Genomic DNA, 15,837 nt, shown 5'->3' on the forward strand with positions numbered 1-15,837 from the left:
GCGGACGACTGGCGTATTTTCACCCCAATGCACCGTATAGCGCCCACCCCCTCCGGCTACCTGCACCCCGGCAACGCGGCCAACTTTGCCGCTAATGCCCTGCTGGCCGACGGCGGGCCGCTCCTCCTGCGCATCGACGACCTGGACCGCGAGCGCTTCCGCCCGGAGTACCTGGAGGATGTCTTCGAGGTACTGCACTGGCTCGGCATTGATTGGACCCACGGCCCGAAGGACGCCACGGACTTCGAGCGGCACTGGTCCCAGGAGTATCGGATGACATTGTACCTCGAAGCGTTGGAGGAGCTACGCACCCGCGCCCCGGCGCAAGTATTTGCCTGTCCCTGCTCGCGAAAGGAACTGGCGGATGGTGTTCATGTACACGGCTGTCTGCGGGGAAGCATCGCCTTCAACCGGCCAGCGGTGGCCTGGCGGGTGGATACACGCGGTACCATACTACACGAAAGCATGCCCTGGTTCGCGGTACGCAAGAAAGACGGCCGCCCGAGTTACCAGCTGGCCTGTACGGTCGACGACCTCCACTTCGGGATTACGGAATGTGCGCGTGGGGAGGACCTGCGGGATAGCACGGCGGCGCAGGCCTTACTCAGCGATTTGCTGGGTTATCCGCCGTTGCTGGAACGGATCCGGTTCGTGCACCATCCGTTGATCCTAGAAGGGGGGGAGAAGCTTTCCAAGAGCCAGGGGAGCCGCGGGGTGCGGGAGTGGGGCGTCAGCGCGAAGGAGATCTTTCAGATTGCCGAAAACTGGTTAAGGGTCACACCTTCAAACCATCCACCTTGCGCACCTCCTTGATCACCCGCACCGCGTTGTGATCCGGCCGGATGGGAAAGCCCCGCCGCTTGGCCCAGGTGAACGTGAACTCCGCTCCGAGGAAGAGAATGAGGCTATTGTAAAAGGTCCAGACTAGCAGGGTGACCAAGGCTCCCGCGGCACCGTACGTATTGCTGAAATTGGAGTTGCCGATGTACAACCCGATCAGGTAGCGGCCGAGCCCGAACAGCAAAGCGGTGAAGATCGCGCCGGCCCAAATATCCTTCCACCGCGCCTTCGCGTCGGGTAGAAACCGGAAAAGCAAGGCGAAAATGATCGCCGTTACAATGGTCGCCAGTACCCAGCTGGTGATGCCGAGTACCGCCGGTCCGAGGGCGGGCAGGTAGCTGGCAATTTGGTCCATGAAACCGATAATCAGGGCATTCACGATGAGCGTGATCATCAGCAGGAATCCGAGCCCTACCACGAAGCCGAAGCTAAGCAACCGGGTCACCAGAAATCCGATGATGTTATTAGCCGGCCGGGCCTCGATCTGCCAGATTTTATTCAGGCTCATTTTCAGGGTCGCAAACACCGTCGAAGCCGTAAACAGCAGCGTCGCTACACTGAGGACGGTAGCCCACAGGCTGTCTCCCGTGGAATAGGCATTGCTCACGATGTCCTGCAGAGTAGTAGCGGCATCCGGGCCGAGCAGTCCCTCCAGTTCCCCGTACAGCCTTCCGGTGACCGCATCTTCCCCCATGAAATAGCTGGCAATCGCAATGGCCACCACGAGGAGGGGGGCGAAACTGAATACGGTATAGTAAGCCAGGGCCGCGCCCAGGGTGAAGGCGTCGTCCTGGCCGTAATTATTGAAGAGTTCCTGGGTAAAGGAAACGGTACGTTGAAAGAAGTTCTGTTTGGGCACGGATTGCGGCTTTGCTCTTACAATACCGATACCCACAACAGTGTTCGCCCCGGCGATTTACGTATTTTGCCCACCACCCCGACTGTATGCAACGACCTCCTTATTCCGAGCGGCCCGACCACGGCCTGGGCCGGACCGCGGATTTACCCGCCGATCATCGGCCATTGACCTCCGTAGCCGGTTACCCGCCTTACCTGCGTGGTCCTTACGCCAGCATGTACGTGGGCCGACCGTGGACCATCCGTCAGTACGCCGGCTTTAGCACCGCCGCGGAATCCAACGCCTTCTACCGCCGTAACCTGGCTGCCGGGCAGCGCGGCTTGTCGGTTGCCTTCGATCTGGCTACCCACCGGGGGTACGACAGCGACCACGAACGCGTCCGGGGCGACGTAGGTAAGGCCGGCGTTGCGATCGATACGGTGGCGGATATGGAGCGGCTGTTCGACCAAATTCCCCTGGATAAAATGTCGGTCAGCATGACCATGAACGGGGCCGTCCTCCCGGTTATGGCCTTCTTTATCGTGGCGGCGGAGCGGCAGGAGGTAGCCCCCGAAAAACTGAGTGGTACGATCCAGAACGACATTCTCAAGGAGTTCATGGTGCGGAATACGTACATCTACCCGCCGGAGCCGAGTATGCGCATCGTTTCGGACATTTTCGCTTACACCGCCGCTCACATGCCACGCTTCAACAGCATCAGCATCAGCGGCTACCACATGCACGAAGCGGGCGCAACCGCCGCGGTGGAACTGGCCTATACCCTGGCTGACGGGCTGGCATACGTAAGAGCCGGTGTAGCGGCGGGGCTGGATGTCGACGATTTTGCCCCCCGGCTGAGCTTCTTCTGGGGCATCGGCATGAAGCATTTTACCGAGATCGCGAAGCTCCGGGCGGGCCGCCAGCTATGGGCGGAACTGATGGCGGAGTTCAAGCCGAAAAATCCGAAGAGTTCGATGTTGCGCACTCACTGCCAGACCAGTGGCTACAGTCTCACGGAGCAGGATCCCTACAACAACGTTGCTCGTACCTGCATCGAAGCGATGGCGGCGGTCTTCGGTGGCACCCAGAGTCTGCACACCAATGCCCTGGACGAGGCGATCGCCCTCCCCACCGATTACAGCGCCAAGATCGCGCGGGACACCCAGCTGTACCTGCAGCACGAGTTGGGAATTACCCAGGCGGTAGACCCCTGGGGCGGTAGTTTCGACGTGGAGCGGGAGACCCGGCGGCTGGTAAAGGAAGCAAGGGAACTCATGCAAGAGGTCGCGGAAGCCGGCGGAATGGTTCGGGCCATTGAAACGGGCTTGCCGAAATTGCGTATTGAAGAAGCCTCCGCCCGCAAGCAGGCTGCCATCGACTCCGGCAAGGAACAGATCGTGGCGGTCAACATCTTCCGCAACGACGAGGCGGCTGATTTCGAACTCCTGGAAGTCGATAACGACCGCGTTCGTCAGGAGCAACTGGACACCATCGCACGAACGAAACGGGAGCGCGATGCGACGGAAGTACAGGCTGCCATCACCTCCCTAACGGAAGCGGCGAAGGGAGATGGGAACCTGTTATCGGCCGCCGTGGTCGCCGCCCGCGCCGGCGCCACGCTCGGGGAGATCAGCACGGCGCTCGAAGAAGTGTTCGGGCGCTACCGGGCCAGCCACCAACTCATCAGCGGGGTATATGCCGGGCATTCGGCTCCGGATCGATTGCGCCAGGTCCGGGAGCTTTCCGACCGATTCTCCCGGGCCAACGGCCGCCGCCCGCGAATCCTGATTGCCAAACTCGGTCAGGACGGCCACGACCGGGGGGCCAAGGTGATCGCCTCCGGCTTCGCGGATTTGGGTTTCGACGTAGACGTCGGTCCGCTCTTCCAGACACCGGACGAGGCGGTACGGCAGGCGGTGGAGAACGACGTCCACTTACTGGGTATCAGCTCGCTGGCGGCGGGGCACAAAACCCTGGTTCCGGAAGTGGTCCGGCAACTGGCCGCGGCGGACGCGGCGGACATCAAGGTGATCGTTGGTGGGGTCATTCCTCCTGCCGATTACCAATATCTCTACGACCACGGCGTGGTGGGGATATTCGGACCGGGCACGAATATCACCGTGGCGGCGGAGGAGATTTTGGAGATGATGCTGGCCGAGTAGACATCGGATGTGTCAGGTGCCAAAAAGTGTGCCAAAATGGCAAAAAACCTGACACATCCGATGTCTCCCCGCTACTCCAAGCTCCGGATCCGATAAAATTCCAACAACCGCTTGGAATCCCGGTGCGGATAAAACCGGGGCTCTACGCCCCATTCGTTTACGTAGATTCCCGGTTCCTCCCGCTCATCCACGAATTTCCCTATCAGCTCGGGATCCACCCCGGCCGGCAGCCGTTCGAGAATCCGTGCCTTCGCCGCGGGCCATTCCGCTCCCAATTCACTGCGGATCAGCCGAATCAGCTCGCGATCTTCTTCCGTATAGTTTGCCATGATCAATTTGCTTTTTACTCCCCGATGGATTTACACACGAAATCCGGGATGATGCCCGACGCGTTGATTTCCGTTTCCGCGCTCTCGGGGCGGGTATTCCCGCTCAGTACCAACGCCGTGGACACCCCATAGGTGTTGCCGCCCAGGATATCCGTGTGTAACGTATCGCCAACCATTAAAATATCCCGCGGGCACACGGACGGGAATTCCTGCGCCACGCTGTCCAATGCCATCTGAAACATCTGGCTCGCCGGCTTACCAAACTTGACGAATTTCCGCCCCAGTACGTACTCCGCCAGCCGGGCGATGCTCCCCGTCGCCAGGGCTACATCGTTGGCCGTGGTAGGGTAGAGGAGGTCGGTGTTGGCCACCACTACGGGCACCTGGCACTTCCGCAAAATATTGATCAGTAAATTGATGTCGACGTTCATGTCGTAGCCTTCGTCGTCGAGAAAGGCTACCGCTCCGATTTCATCCAACCGCATAATATCGACCGCCGAAATAGGTATAGCCTCCAGCCCCGCACCGATGATGTATTCGGCCGAAGCCGCCGTGCCGAGGTAAGCAACTTTTCCCCGCTTCACTTTCTGCTCCAGAAAGTGCCGGGTGGTAGCTCCGCTGGTGATGATCTTATCCTCGCCGATGCAGTGGAGTCCATATTCGGCCATGCGGTCGGCGGCGGCCTGCGGACTTCTGGCGGCATTGTTGGTCAACACCCGTACGTGTTTTCCCGCCTCCATCAGCCGTTCGACGGTCTGAATCGCATTCGGGATCGGGCCGCGGTGGTTGCGTAATACACCGTAGCTGTCAAAGAAGATAACCGGAAATTTAGCGGCCACTTCGTCAAAGGGGATAATCTTCATGTCCAATCAGAGTCTAAGCGTATGTAAAATCTTTTCCACGGAAAACTTTTCGTCCAGCGTCGGAAGGTGCGTCGTTAGCACGTCCCGAGAGAGCTGCTCGGCAAACGAGGGGAGGAAGAAGTAGCGCCCCAGCCGCAACACGTAGTTCAGGAGAAAGAAGCGGTAAGCCTCCTTGATGAAGAGCACTTCGGGGCGCGTAAGCGGGAAAATCTCGTGGTACGACCGCAGAAACAGCATAAACCGGTCTTCGAGCAGTCGGTCGACCTCGTAGGTGAAGGCACTTTTGTCGCCAACCTCGCTCACCACCCGGCTCAGGAAGTAGAAATCCACTACGCGGGTAGATACCCGGAACCAGTCGTAATCCCACCGGCTGGCCAGCCGCCCGTTCCGGTCCACGCTGAAGTTGCCGATGTTCCAGTCCACGAAGACCGGGATTTTCTGAAAGCCGTACACGTTAATTCGGAAGGTATTTTCCAGGAAGCGCCGGCACTGTTCCTCGATGAGTTCGTAATGGTCGGGATAATCGGTGCGGGCCGTCGTCACCAGGGCAGTGACATCCGTCGTCATGTCCCGGTCACTGCGTGGCAGGGTGTTGGTTACCAGGGTGCAATCGCGGTGAAAGTAGGCCATCTCCCGTCCGAGTTGACTCACCTGGTCTTCGGTCAGCTTCCGCGGCGGATTTTCCTGAATCTGGATCGGTCGGTAGAAAATGATCCAGGCATCCTGCTCCGCGTCGATGTGGCGGTGAAAGAAAAGCTGGTTTCCCTTCATCAGTCCCCGGCTCAGGAAGTTGGCGTAGCGGACGGGAAGGTTATTAGCCAGTACGTTGATGATCGTATGGTCCTCGGCAAAGCCCTCGAAGGAGCCGAAGTAGGTAACCTTGGCAATCAGTACGTTGCCGTCTTCCATCACCAGCTTGAACACGTGGTTGGTGGATACGCGGGCGCTGATATCCTCGATGCTCCGAATCGATCGGGTGTGGTCGTAGGCGCGCCAAGCGTAGCGCAGTATGTTTTGGTGATTGATCATGATCTGGGGTGAAGGTAGGTTTTAAGCCCTGCGTTTTGCAAACCTGAGAATCGGCTACCGGTTTGCTAAGGTAAAGTCGACACCATGAGAGAAAACCCACTACCCCTTCTGCTCCTGTTCGTGGTCATCGGCGTCCTCCCGATTATGGTACGGGGCCAGGACGGTGGCGAGCCCCCCACGGAAGCCGAGCTTCGCCGGTCGGAACTGCTACGGATCAAAAAGCTGACCGCCCGCGGCCCCCACCGGAAGAACCCCCTGGCCGCTGGCCGCCTACTGGTCCTCAATGCCGCCAGTTCCCAAGCCGAGCGGATCCTGCGCCGCCGTATCCCGAACGCCGAACGCCGTTCCCGCAGATCGACCTTTACCTCGCTCGGTTACCGCGAACCCGTCGGCCCGCCACCCCGCCAACGGAAAGAAAGGGGAACCAACGCCGACGCTGCAGATAACTGATCAGATCTGCTCGAAGTAGCGACGCGTTTCCCAGTCGGTGACCACCTCCAGAAAACGATTCCACTCTAGTTGGCGCGATCGCACGAAGTGGCCGCAAAACGACTCGCCCAATAGTTCCGACACCCGCTCGCTCCGGCGCATCGCCTCCGTCGCCTCCCCGAGGTGCTTCGGCAGCGGTTGGCCGACTGCCTGCTCGTAGGAGCTGCCCCGCACCATGGGGAGTTCCAATTCTAGCTCGTGTTCGATGCCGTAAAGCCCCGCCGCCAGCGCCGCGGCGATCGCCAGGTAAGGGTTCGCATCCGCCCCAGGTACCCGCGTCTCCAGTCGGGTGGCGGTCGCGTCCCCGGGAATGTACCGCAGGGCCACCGTACGGTTTTCCGTCCCCCAGTTCGCGCGGGTAGCGGCCCAGGACCCTTCGATGTAGCGCTTGTAACTGTTTACGGTGGGAGCGAACAGCGGCATGATTTCGGGTAGGAATAGTAGCTGTCCGGCGACATACTGTTTGAGGGTCGTACTCATCCCGTCCGCCGCCCCGGAATCGTGAAAGGCGTTTGTGCCGTCGCGCCACAGCGATTGATGCAGGTGGCCCCCGCAGCCCGGCAGCGTGACGGATGGCTTGGCCATGAAACTGCTCACCAGGCCGTGGCGGTAGCTGATTTCCTTCACGCCGAGTTTGAGCAGGACGGCCCGGTCGGCCGCCTCGAGGGTTTCCCGATGACTGACGGCCGCCTCCAGTACCCCCGGCCCCGTCTCCGTATGCAGCCCCTCGAGCTGAACGTCAAAGCTTCGCAACTGGTCATAGAGGTCCCGGTGGAATGCTGCATACTGGCTGGTCCGCAGTCCGGAATAGCCAAACATCCCCGGCGTGAGGGGGCGGGGCGACCGGTGGTCCTTTTCCGCCAGGGATTCCGGGGTTTCCCGGTACGTAAACCACTCGTACTCCGGACCGAAACGGGCGGTGAAGCCTAATGCACTGGCTTGGTCTATCACGCGGAGCAGCAAAGACCGCGGGCAGGCAGTGCCGGCCAGGCCGTTATCGTCGCGGAAATCTCCCAAGAAAAACGGAATCCCCTCTTCCCAGGGTACGCTGCGAAGCGTATGGGTATCGATGCGGGCGGAAGCATCGGCGAAGCCGGGGTCGGGTAATGGCTCGGGGTACACCGCGTCGGCAATGTCCCACCCGAAGATGACATTGCAAAAACCGAAGCCTTTGTCCACCGCGTTCAATAATTTCTCAGCCGACAGGTATTTAGCGCGTAGCACCCCGTCCAGGTCGGTCACCCCAACCTTCACGCGTTGGGTAGGATCTTGACGGAGTTGGTCCAGGCTGAGCTTCATCCGGGCAAAGATAGGTAACCCGACCGGCGAACAATCGACCTCGCCCACCGGCTTTCTTCACCAAAAGACGGCCCGAACGTGGCCCCCACTATATTTCTATTATGAGCAAGGAAAAAACGAGCAAACTTCAGATCATTATCTATTCGGTTTCCGCTTTGGTCCTGGTCGGATCAGTAGCTTCCTATTTCATCTTTCCGGGCTTCCAATCGGGCGTGCAGGAAGCTTACGACGTTGTGAGCAGTGGCAACAACCAGCGCATCACCGAATACGTAATGCAGTTCGGATTTTGGGGCCCCCTGGTTGTAATCCTGATCATGACCGTGCAAATGTTCCTTATCGTAGTGCCCAGCTGGTTGCTGATGATCATCGCGGTACTGGCCTACGGCCCGTGGTGGGGCGGCCTCCTTTCCGTAGTCGCGGTCACGGTAGCCAGTACCATCGGCTATTCCATCGGTATGGGGCTCAGCGAAGCAAGCCTCTCCAAGCTCGTCGGCAACAAATCCCAGGCGAAACTCTCGGAAACCGTTACCAAATATGGGAGCGGCGCCGTCGTGCTGTTCCGCTTAGCCCCGTTCCTCAGTAACGACGCCATCAGTTTCGTAGCCGGCATGCTAAAAATGGGCTATGTCCGGTTCATTCTGGCCACGCTGGCCGGCATCATCCCCCTCACCGTCCTCATCGCCTTCTTCAGCCAGGATATCGAGCAGCTCAAAAATATCCTAGTCTGGGTAGGCGGTATCGGGCTCGGACTGTATCTCATCTACCTGGCCTACCAGTACTTTACCAACAAAAGAGACTAATCGCCGCAAGCGACTAAAGGGCGAAGCCCACTAAAAGACTAAAGAACTAAAAGACTATCAAACTACCCGCCGCAGGCGACTAAATGACTAACCGCCGCAGGCGACTAAAACGGCGAAGCCGACTAACAGACTAACCCCCAAAGGCGACTAACAGACTAACAGACTAACGAACTAACAGACTAACGAACCAACAGACTATTCCTCCGGTCGCAAATCAAACCGCCGCCGCAGCTCATCCAATGCCGGATTTTTCTCCCGCATTTGCAGGTATTTATCCTTTGCCGAAAGCCGTTTCTTAACCTTGGCCTGTACGGGTTTCAAACTCTCGTCGTGCTCGAGGATCATCACCAGGTTCGGCCGTTCGAAGGTCTTGCGCAGGTGGGTGATGAGGCTGTCGTCGTCTCGCAGCGAGGCGATGGCCCGGGCCGATCCCACTTTCACGACGACTTCCTCTTCGCCGTGTAGCACGGGTAGGGCCTGCTTCAGGAAGACGGCCAGGGGGGTGCCCTGTTGCTCGGCCAGGAATACGTCCCAGGCGCCCCGCAGGTGCTCGGCATCCAGTTCGGGCAGTTCCTCGGGGGCTGCCGCGTGGTCGATTTCCTCCTCGGCCTCGGCAATCAGGCTGCTCATATCGACGCTGGCGAAGGAAGCGGATCCCAGTACCGGCGCGGGTGCCTTGAGGGGGGGACTTTCGGGAGTTAGCTCGCGGGGCTCGCTCGCGTCAGGACTTTTTTTTTCGGCGGCGGGCGCGGGTGCAATGGGCTCGGAAACCGGTAAAGCCGACGCGGTAGGGGCCCCAGCGCTCACCACCAGGGCCTCGTTGCGGAAGGCCCGACGAATGCTCACCATGCGGAGCAGGGACATTTCGACGTGCAGTCGCTTGTTGCGGGCCAGCTTATAGTTCAGGTCGCAGTCGTTGGCCAGGTCCAGTACGGTCAGCAACAGGTCGGCGGGGGCAAGACCGGCTTGCTGCCGGTATCGCTCCCGTAGCCGATCGCCTACCTCGAGCAGTTGCAGCGTAGCCGCATCCTTGCAAACGAGGAGGTCGCGGACGTGGGCCGCGAGTCCGTTGAGGAAAAGATCCTCGTCGAAGCCCCCCTTCAGCACCTCGTCGAAAAGCAACAGCATTCCCGAGCGATCCTCAGTGAGGATGTAGTCAACCGCCCGGAAGAAGTAGTCGTAATCGAGTACGTTCAGGTTCTCGATGACGGCCTCGTACGTAATGGTTTTTCCACTGAAACTCACGATCCGGTCGAAAATGGACAACGCGTCCCGCAGTGCCCCGTCGGCCTTCTGCGCGATGATGTGCAGGGCGTCTTCGTCCGCTACGATGCCCTCCTGCGCGCAAATCCCCTGCAGGTGCTCGATGATATCGTTGGGCTGAATGCGCTTGAAGTCGAAGATCTGGCAGCGGGACAGGATCGTCGGGATAATCTTGTGCTTCTCCGTCGTGGCCAGGATGAAGATGGCGTAGGGGGGAGGCTCCTCCAGCGTTTTTAGGAAGGCGTTGAAGGCCTGCTGCGACAGCATGTGGACCTCATCGATGATAAACACCTTGTATTCGCCATGCTGCGGCTGAAAGCGTACCTGCTCCGTCAGCGCCCGAATGTGGTCCACCGAGTTGTTACTCGCCGCGTCCAGCTCGGTGATGTTCAGGCTGGCGTTGTTGTTGAAGGCTACGCAGCTCGGACAAACGTTGCAAGGCTCGTAGTCCGCCGTGCGGTTTTCACAGTTCAGCACCTTGGCGAGAATGCGCGCGGAGGTCGTCTTACCTACCCCCCGCGGCCCGCAGAAGAGAAAAGCGTGGGCCAGATGGTCGGTCTGCAGGGCATTCTTCAGCGTCTGGGAAACGTGCCGTTGCCCTACCACCTCATCGAAGCGGACGGGACGGTATTTCCGGGCGGAGACTACGAAGTTGCTCATCGGGGCGAAGATACGATTTTGCCCCGGGTGGACCCCATTATACCCACCACAAAAGCAGGGTGCCCTACCGCGAAAGCGATGCGCTCTACCGCCCGCCAAGCGCGTCTCTATTTACGTGTAGCCGCTACTCCACCATTTCCCGGGAAACGATCACCCCGGCCTTGGTATAAACCGAGTCAATCCAGATGGGCTCGGAACGGATAATCCACATCACGCTATCAAATTCCTCCGGAGTGAAGCCGTGATCGGCCAGTATGGACTCATAATAGACCGTCTGCATCGAATCGCGTATGATCACCGGCACCTCGGTCACCAAGGATTCGGCGAGCTGCAATTCAGCGATCGTCTGCGCAAGTCGATCGACGTCGACGGGCGGGGGACCGGGGATGACATTCGCGCAGCCCGCAGTTAATACTAAAGGGAGCAGGAGGGTCCGCAGCCTCATTGGTCGTCTTTAGGGTAGTAATACGCCGTTCGCCGGGTATCCGCCAGGGTCCACTTCGACCACTTTTTCGTTTTAAGCTCGCAGCCTATAATCCCCGCCGTGGGTACGTTGCCGATAAAGTCATTGTTTTGCATGGCGTTGGCCGCTTCCGTGAATCCCGGGTTGTGACCGAAAACGAGTACGGTATCCCAGCCTTTCGGTAAGTCCTGGACCACTTTCTGGATGGTTTTCGGGCCGGCGTGGTACAGCTTTTTTTCCTTGATGACCTGCGACTTGCTTAGCCCGAAGGCCTCGATGAAGGCCTTGGCGGTGTGGCGGGCACGCTTGGCGCTGGAGGTGACGACGCCATCGACTTTGAGTCCGGACTTTGCCAGTCGAGCGGCCATGTACGGAGCATCTTTTTTACCCCTGGAATTCAGCGGGCGGTCGTGATCGGTCAGGCTGGGGTCCGCCCAACTGCTTTTCGCGTGGCGCACGAGGTATATTGTCTTTACTTTACTCATTCATCTATCGCTTTACCTGCTGTTAACACGGACTTAAAGTGGAAGCCACACGCTTAGCCTAATTTTGCAGCTTATATAATAACGTTCCAATGACTGCAACAGCGGCGAAGATACTCCTGGTCGACGATGAACCCGATATTCTGGAAATTCTGGAATTCAATCTCCTGAAGGAAGGATTTGAGGTCGCCACGGCCGGTAACGGAGAGGAAGGATTAGCCGTAGCCCGCAAATTTCAGCCGGATTTGATCGTGCTCGACATTATGATGCCGATCATGGATGGCGTCGAGGTATGCCGCCAGCTCCGCGCGGATTCCAAATTCGATAATACCATCATCACCTTTTTGACGGCCCGGGAGGAAGATTATAGTCAGATCGCCGCCCTGGATACGGGAGGCGACGATTACATCACCAAGCCTATCCGGCCGCGGGTCCTGATCAGCCGGGTGAAGGCGCTGCTCCGTCGCAACGCCCGCCAGGAAGACGAAGCGGACAGCAGTTCCATTTCGATCGGCGACCTGGAGATCGACCTCGAACAGATCGTCGTCCGCCGCGGCGAGGAACGCATCGATCTGGCGAAGAAGGAATTCGATCTGCTGACCCTTCTGGCCGGCAAACCGGGCAAAGTCTTCAGCCGCGAGGAAATATTTAACAAAGTCTGGGGCACCGATGTCATCGTGGGCAACCGCACCATCGACGTTCACATTCGAAAACTAAGGGAAAAACTTGGCGACCACTATATCAAAACCATCAAGGGTATCGGCTACAAGTTTGAGTTCTAAGAGCTTAAAGAATAGCACCCCCCGGGAAATCGCCATCCGTACGGCCTTCTTTATCGCCGTTGCCTTCGAAGGCGCGCTCCTGCTTTTTCTCGCACTGCCCTTCGTCCCCTTCAGTTGGTGGCTGATCCTGCTGTGCGGTCCGGCGATCTTCGTGATCAGTTACCTCATCGTACTCGCTACCCTCGACCGCTACATCTACCGCAAGATCAAGCTAATCTACAAGACGATCCACAGCCAGAAGGTCAGTACCGACATCAAAAAGGAAGGGGTCGACCTCGACCAGCCCATCATCGACGACGTCGAGCAGGAAGTAGCCGACTGGGCGGAAAGCCAACAGGAGCAGCTCGATCAGTACGAGCGCTTCGCCGAGTATCGCCGCCGCTACGTGGGCGATATCAGCCACGAGCTTAAAACCCCCATTTTTAATATCCAGGGGTATCTCCATACCCTTATGGACCACGGCTACGACGATAATAAGATCACCCGCTCCTTCATTAAGAAGGCGGCCAAAAACGTGGAACGGCTGCAAACCATCGTCGAAGACCTCAGCGCCATCAGCCGCCTGGAAAGTGGTGACCTCATGTTCGACCCCGAGCCGTTCAATATCAAGGAGCTCGCCCAGGAAGTCATCGAAGAGCTCGACCTCAAAAGCCGCCAGTCCGGTATCACCCTCGGCTTCAAGAGCGGTGCCGACATCGGCTTCATGGTGAGTGCCGACCGGGAAAGCATCCGCCAGGTACTCGTCAACCTTGTTTCCAACTCCATTAAGTACGGCAATCAGGGCGGCGCCACCCGCTTCGGATTCTACGACATGGAATCCTACATCCTCTGCGAAGTGGCGGATAACGGCATCGGTATCCCCGAAAAGCACCTCCCCCACGTCTTCGATCGCTTTTACCGGGTGGACAAAAGCCGCAGCCGCCAGAAGGGGGGCAGCGGTCTTGGTCTCTCCATCGTCAAGCACATCATGGAAGCCCACCAGCAAACCATCAACGTACGCAGTACGCCCGGAATGGGTTCCACTTTCGGAATCACCCTGGCAAAAGCGTAACCATCACGGATCCCGCCGGTATGCCCCGCCGCGATCCCTCCCGTAGTTTACTTCCCGCTCGGCCGCACGCACATAAAGTCGACGGAGAAGTTGCAACTACGAAGCAGTTCGTATATATTTGTACGAAACAGTTCGTACATGATCGCGCCTACCGAATCCGAATTAAGCATCCTGGGTGTCCTCTGGGAAGCCGGCCCCCTCACCGTCCGGGAGGTCAACGACGTCCTCAACCGCCAATCCTCCGGTAACGGGGAGAAGCCCATCGGCTACACGACCACCCTGAAGATCATGCAGCTCATGGCGGAAAAGGGCCTGGTCGACCGCGACGTGAGCAATCGAAGTCACGTATACAGCGCGGCGGTGGCGCAGGAGCGAACGCAGCGGAACCTGCTGAGTCGTTTCGTCGACCGGGCCTTCGGCGGTTCGCGTAGCGAGCTCATTCTGCGGGCACTCGGCGATGGAAATGCGACTACCGACGAGCTGCAAGAGATAAAAAAGCTGATCGAAAAACTGGAGCAAGATGGTACTGAGTGATATCGCCGCGCTCGGCACCACCATCCTGCACTCCCTCTGGCAGGCCACCCTGCTCGCCGGGCTTCTTTGGCTGGTTAGTCGGAACCAACGGCTGACCGCCCGTGCCCGTTACGGTCTGGCCTACGCGACGCTGCTGGTTCAGTGTAGTTTATCCGTCATTACCTTACTGTATTACCGCGCTCCGAACCCCCACCTCGAAGCAACGGTGAAACAAGCGGTGATCGATTTCGTAGCTGCCGCTCCGCCCGGAGCCGTCACCCGGCACCTGTTGTATACCCCTGATTTCTGGATGGGTGCCCTGGTTTCCTGTTGGTTGCTCGGTATGCTGGTCGGTACCCTGCGGCTATCCGTTTCACTCTGGCAGAGCAGGCGCATGCAGTCTCGGGCGGTGACGCCGGTCACCGAAGGTTTCGCCTGCCAGGTGCGCACGCTCGCGCTGCGAATGGGCTATTCCGGCCGCTTACGCCTGTGGGCGAGCCGCCTGGTCGATACCCCGATGCTGGTCGGACACCTAAAACCCGTGCTGCTGTTTCCGGTCGCGATGGTCAACCGGCTCTCCACCGAGGAAAGCGAAACCGTTATCCTGCACGAGCTGGCCCACCTTTACCGCTACGATCACTGGTTCAATCTGTTGCAGTGCCTCATCGAGGTGGTTTTCTACTACCACCCCGCCGTACACTGGATCGGCGCCCGCATCCGGGAAGAACGGGAACACTGCTGTGACGATCTGGTGCTCGAACACGGGCCGGGGCGGCTGCCGTACGCCCGCGCGCTGCTCTATTTCAGCGCCGCCCATTCCGAGTCTCCGGCCACGCTCTCCCTTACCGACGGCGGAGGCCTGCTGTCCCGGGTCCGCCGCTTTGTCAATCACCAAGAAATAAGTTATAAAATGAAAAGCCGACTCCTCCTTCTGCCGCTGTTAGCCGTAATCGTCCTGGTGGCCACCGCGGCCTATGTACCCGCTGAAACCCCTGCCAGTGCGGAATCCCTTTCCGGAAATTTCTCCGCACCCGCGCCCGGCGCCCAACACGCGGCAACCGCCGTGGATACGCTCCCCCAAGGCACCCACCAGGTGACGAAGATTTCCGACGGTAAAACCACCCGGCTACGCGTCGAAGACGGAAAAATCACGGAACTGGAACTGGACGGAGAACGCATCCCCGAGCAAGCGTTTCCACAGTACGAGGAACAGGCCGAGGAACTGCTCGGTATTCAGCGGCCGTACCGGATGTCGCGCAATGACACGGTAATCCTATACGAGCCCCTGCATCATCGATTTTCCGATTCCGTCCTGATTTACCGAAGCCTCTCCGCGCTCGACGGGATCGACCTGAATTTCGATTTTGATTTTCCCACGGAAGCCCTACAGGACCGGTTTTTAAAGCTGCAACTCAACCTCGATTCGCTCGGAAAGCACTTTGAATCCCTACAGTTTGACGGCCTGGACGGGGAGATCTTCCTTGATAAGGATCTGGAGCTCATGGACAGCGTCTACACCCGCTCGCTGGACGGGCTGCACATCTTCCGACACCGCCTCGAGAACATCGACCGGATAGACGATCTGGACGAGCTACGGGAACGGGAAAAAGTACTGCAAAAAGCCCTTGAGCAGCTGGAAGAACGGAAGCAGCAGCTCCGTGATCGACAAGATGTTCGCGGGGAAGCCATGCTGGACCAGGTTCGTGCCGCCCGCAACCAGGTACTGGCGCACGCCCGACACACCCGGGAGGCTTTACAACAGCGGCGGCACGCCCCTCTTGGCCTGCAAGTCCATTCCGATGACGGAGCCATTGCCTGGCGACCGCTCGAAGGAGGAGCATCGATCGACGCTTCCGCCGTTCCGCTACCCAACTCTCGTATGCTTCCCTGTCCGCCAACCGCTCCCTCCGCAACTAGCAGTCCGGCGAGGATTTACACCTACGAATACGGCCCCGGTAGCTCCCTCGAGTGAGC

Annotated in this window: 16 protein-coding genes; 8 read left to right on the forward strand and 8 right to left on the reverse strand. The window is 58.9% G+C overall.

All coding sequences use genetic code 11. The features are described from left to right. The first annotated feature begins 27 nt into the window (after positions 1 to 27). Positions 28 to 813 (forward strand): glutamate--tRNA ligase family protein, encoded by a 786-nt coding sequence (locus tag CLV84_RS05225; RefSeq protein WP_104418673.1) that lies wholly within the window; start codon positions 28 to 30, stop codon positions 811 to 813. Here the strand turns inward: CLV84_RS05225 and CLV84_RS05230 are convergent. After that, positions 776 to 1,699, reverse strand: coding sequence for a YihY/virulence factor BrkB family protein (locus CLV84_RS05230; protein ID WP_170067581.1), 924 nt, complete (start codon positions 1,697 to 1,699; stop codon positions 776 to 778). The two genes, CLV84_RS05225 and CLV84_RS05230, sit on opposite strands and share 38 nt — an antisense overlap. An 86-nt stretch (positions 1,700 to 1,785) precedes the next feature. Here CLV84_RS05230 and scpA point away from each other — a divergent pair, with 86 nt between their 5' ends. After that, positions 1,786 to 3,840 carry a methylmalonyl-CoA mutase gene (gene scpA / locus CLV84_RS05235; RefSeq protein WP_104418675.1) on the forward strand — a complete coding sequence of 685 codons (2,055 nt, stop codon included), beginning with the start codon at positions 1,786 to 1,788 and terminating at the stop codon, positions 3,838 to 3,840. Between the two features lie 71 nt (positions 3,841 to 3,911). On the opposite strand, the gene CLV84_RS05240 is transcribed toward scpA, so the two are convergent. Genes CLV84_RS05240 through CLV84_RS05250 form a run of 3 tightly spaced genes read right to left on the reverse strand, consistent with a single transcriptional unit; the run spans position 3,912 to position 6,061 of the window. After that, on the reverse strand, positions 3,912 to 4,169 hold the full coding sequence (locus CLV84_RS05240) for a hypothetical protein (protein WP_104418676.1): 258 nt from the start codon (positions 4,167 to 4,169) through the stop codon (positions 3,912 to 3,914). Positions 4,170 to 4,183: 14 nt separating this feature from the next. Further along, the gene (locus tag CLV84_RS05245) at positions 4,184 to 5,032 is read right to left on the reverse strand and encodes an HAD-IIA family hydrolase (protein WP_104418677.1); all 849 of its coding nucleotides are present in this window, start codon (positions 5,030 to 5,032) and stop codon (positions 4,184 to 4,186) included. 6 nt (positions 5,033 to 5,038) lie between these two features. After that, positions 5,039 to 6,061 (reverse strand): hypothetical protein, encoded by a 1,023-nt coding sequence (locus tag CLV84_RS05250; protein ID WP_245911384.1) that lies wholly within the window; start codon positions 6,059 to 6,061, stop codon positions 5,039 to 5,041. A gap of 84 nt (positions 6,062 to 6,145) precedes the next feature. Here CLV84_RS05250 and CLV84_RS05255 point away from each other — a divergent pair, with 84 nt between their 5' ends. Beyond that, on the forward strand, positions 6,146 to 6,511 hold the full coding sequence (locus CLV84_RS05255) for a hypothetical protein (protein WP_104418679.1): 366 nt from the start codon (positions 6,146 to 6,148) through the stop codon (positions 6,509 to 6,511). On the opposite strand, the gene CLV84_RS05260 is transcribed toward CLV84_RS05255, so the two are convergent. Further along, positions 6,512 to 7,849: a glutamine synthetase family protein gene (locus CLV84_RS05260; RefSeq protein ID WP_104418680.1), complete on the reverse strand. Its 1,338-nt coding sequence runs from the start codon at positions 7,847 to 7,849 to the stop codon at positions 6,512 to 6,514. It lies immediately after the preceding gene. A 101-nt stretch (positions 7,850 to 7,950) separates the two neighbouring features. Here CLV84_RS05260 and CLV84_RS05265 point away from each other — a divergent pair, with 101 nt between their 5' ends. Further along, a complete protein-coding gene (locus CLV84_RS05265; protein ID WP_104418681.1) occupies positions 7,951 to 8,649 on the forward strand; it encodes a TVP38/TMEM64 family protein in 699 nt (232 codons plus the stop codon). Between the two features lie 195 nt (positions 8,650 to 8,844). Here the strand turns inward: CLV84_RS05265 and dnaX are convergent, their stop codons facing one another. The 3 genes from dnaX to CLV84_RS05280 all read right to left on the reverse strand — a co-directional run bounded on the left by dnaX (position 8,845) and on the right by CLV84_RS05280 (position 11,520). After that, entirely contained in the window at positions 8,845 to 10,572 is a 1,728-nt protein-coding gene (dnaX, locus tag CLV84_RS05270) for a DNA polymerase III subunit gamma/tau (RefSeq protein ID WP_104418682.1), read from the reverse strand. A gap of 124 nt (positions 10,573 to 10,696) precedes the next feature. After that, on the reverse strand, positions 10,697 to 11,017 hold the full coding sequence (locus tag CLV84_RS05275) for a hypothetical protein (RefSeq protein WP_104418683.1): 321 nt from the start codon (positions 11,015 to 11,017) through the stop codon (positions 10,697 to 10,699). After that, entirely contained in the window at positions 11,014 to 11,520 is a 507-nt protein-coding gene (locus CLV84_RS05280; RefSeq protein WP_104418684.1) for a SixA phosphatase family protein, read from the reverse strand. The genes CLV84_RS05275 and CLV84_RS05280 overlap by 4 nt, the downstream gene beginning before the upstream one ends. Positions 11,521 to 11,609: 89 nt before the next feature. Here CLV84_RS05280 and CLV84_RS05285 point away from each other — a divergent pair, with 89 nt between their 5' ends. From CLV84_RS05285 to CLV84_RS05300, 4 genes are all read left to right on the forward strand, one after another. Next, the gene (locus CLV84_RS05285) at positions 11,610 to 12,299 is read left to right on the forward strand and encodes a response regulator transcription factor (protein ID WP_104418685.1); all 690 of its coding nucleotides are present in this window, start codon (positions 11,610 to 11,612) and stop codon (positions 12,297 to 12,299) included. Beyond that, positions 12,289 to 13,350: a sensor histidine kinase gene (locus CLV84_RS05290; protein WP_104418686.1), complete on the forward strand. Its 1,062-nt coding sequence runs from the start codon at positions 12,289 to 12,291 to the stop codon at positions 13,348 to 13,350. The genes CLV84_RS05285 and CLV84_RS05290 overlap by 11 nt, the downstream gene beginning before the upstream one ends. Before the next feature lie 138 nt (positions 13,351 to 13,488). Further along, positions 13,489 to 13,884, forward strand: coding sequence for a BlaI/MecI/CopY family transcriptional regulator (locus tag CLV84_RS05295; RefSeq protein ID WP_104418687.1), 396 nt, complete (start codon positions 13,489 to 13,491; stop codon positions 13,882 to 13,884). Then, positions 13,871 to 15,835: a M56 family metallopeptidase gene (locus CLV84_RS05300; RefSeq protein WP_104418688.1), complete on the forward strand. Its 1,965-nt coding sequence runs from the start codon at positions 13,871 to 13,873 to the stop codon at positions 15,833 to 15,835. Before CLV84_RS05295 ends, CLV84_RS05300 begins: the two co-directional genes overlap by 14 nt. Positions 15,836 to 15,837: the final 2 nt, after the last annotated feature.

The sequence above is a fragment of the Neolewinella xylanilytica genome (assembly GCF_002934605.1).
Taxonomy (GTDB): Bacteria; Bacteroidota; Bacteroidia; order Chitinophagales; family Saprospiraceae; genus Neolewinella; species Neolewinella xylanilytica.

Coding starts and splice junctions, on each gene's coding strand:
- CLV84_RS05225 (WP_104418673.1), top strand. CDS start 28: ATGCACCGTATAGCGCCCACCCCCTCCGGCTACCTGCACCCCGGCAAC.
- scpA (WP_104418675.1), top strand. CDS start 1,786: ATGCAACGACCTCCTTATTCCGAGCGGCCCGACCACGGCCTGGGCCGG.
- CLV84_RS05240 (WP_104418676.1), bottom strand. CDS start 4,169: ATGGCAAACTATACGGAAGAAGATCGCGAGCTGATTCGGCTGATCCGC.
- CLV84_RS05245 (WP_104418677.1), bottom strand. CDS start 5,032: ATGAAGATTATCCCCTTTGACGAAGTGGCCGCTAAATTTCCGGTTATC.
- CLV84_RS05250 (WP_245911384.1), bottom strand. CDS start 6,061: ATGATCAATCACCAAAACATACTGCGCTACGCTTGGCGCGCCTACGAC.
- CLV84_RS05255 (WP_104418679.1), top strand. CDS start 6,146: ATGAGAGAAAACCCACTACCCCTTCTGCTCCTGTTCGTGGTCATCGGC.
- CLV84_RS05260 (WP_104418680.1), bottom strand. CDS start 7,849: ATGAAGCTCAGCCTGGACCAACTCCGTCAAGATCCTACCCAACGCGTG.
- CLV84_RS05265 (WP_104418681.1), top strand. CDS start 7,951: ATGAGCAAGGAAAAAACGAGCAAACTTCAGATCATTATCTATTCGGTT.
- dnaX (WP_104418682.1), bottom strand. CDS start 10,572: ATGAGCAACTTCGTAGTCTCCGCCCGGAAATACCGTCCCGTCCGCTTC.
- CLV84_RS05275 (WP_104418683.1), bottom strand. CDS start 11,017: ATGAGGCTGCGGACCCTCCTGCTCCCTTTAGTATTAACTGCGGGCTGC.
- CLV84_RS05280 (WP_104418684.1), bottom strand. CDS start 11,520: ATGAGTAAAGTAAAGACAATATACCTCGTGCGCCACGCGAAAAGCAGT.
- CLV84_RS05285 (WP_104418685.1), top strand. CDS start 11,610: ATGACTGCAACAGCGGCGAAGATACTCCTGGTCGACGATGAACCCGAT.
- CLV84_RS05295 (WP_104418687.1), top strand. CDS start 13,489: ATGATCGCGCCTACCGAATCCGAATTAAGCATCCTGGGTGTCCTCTGG.
- CLV84_RS05300 (WP_104418688.1), top strand. CDS start 13,871: ATGGTACTGAGTGATATCGCCGCGCTCGGCACCACCATCCTGCACTCC.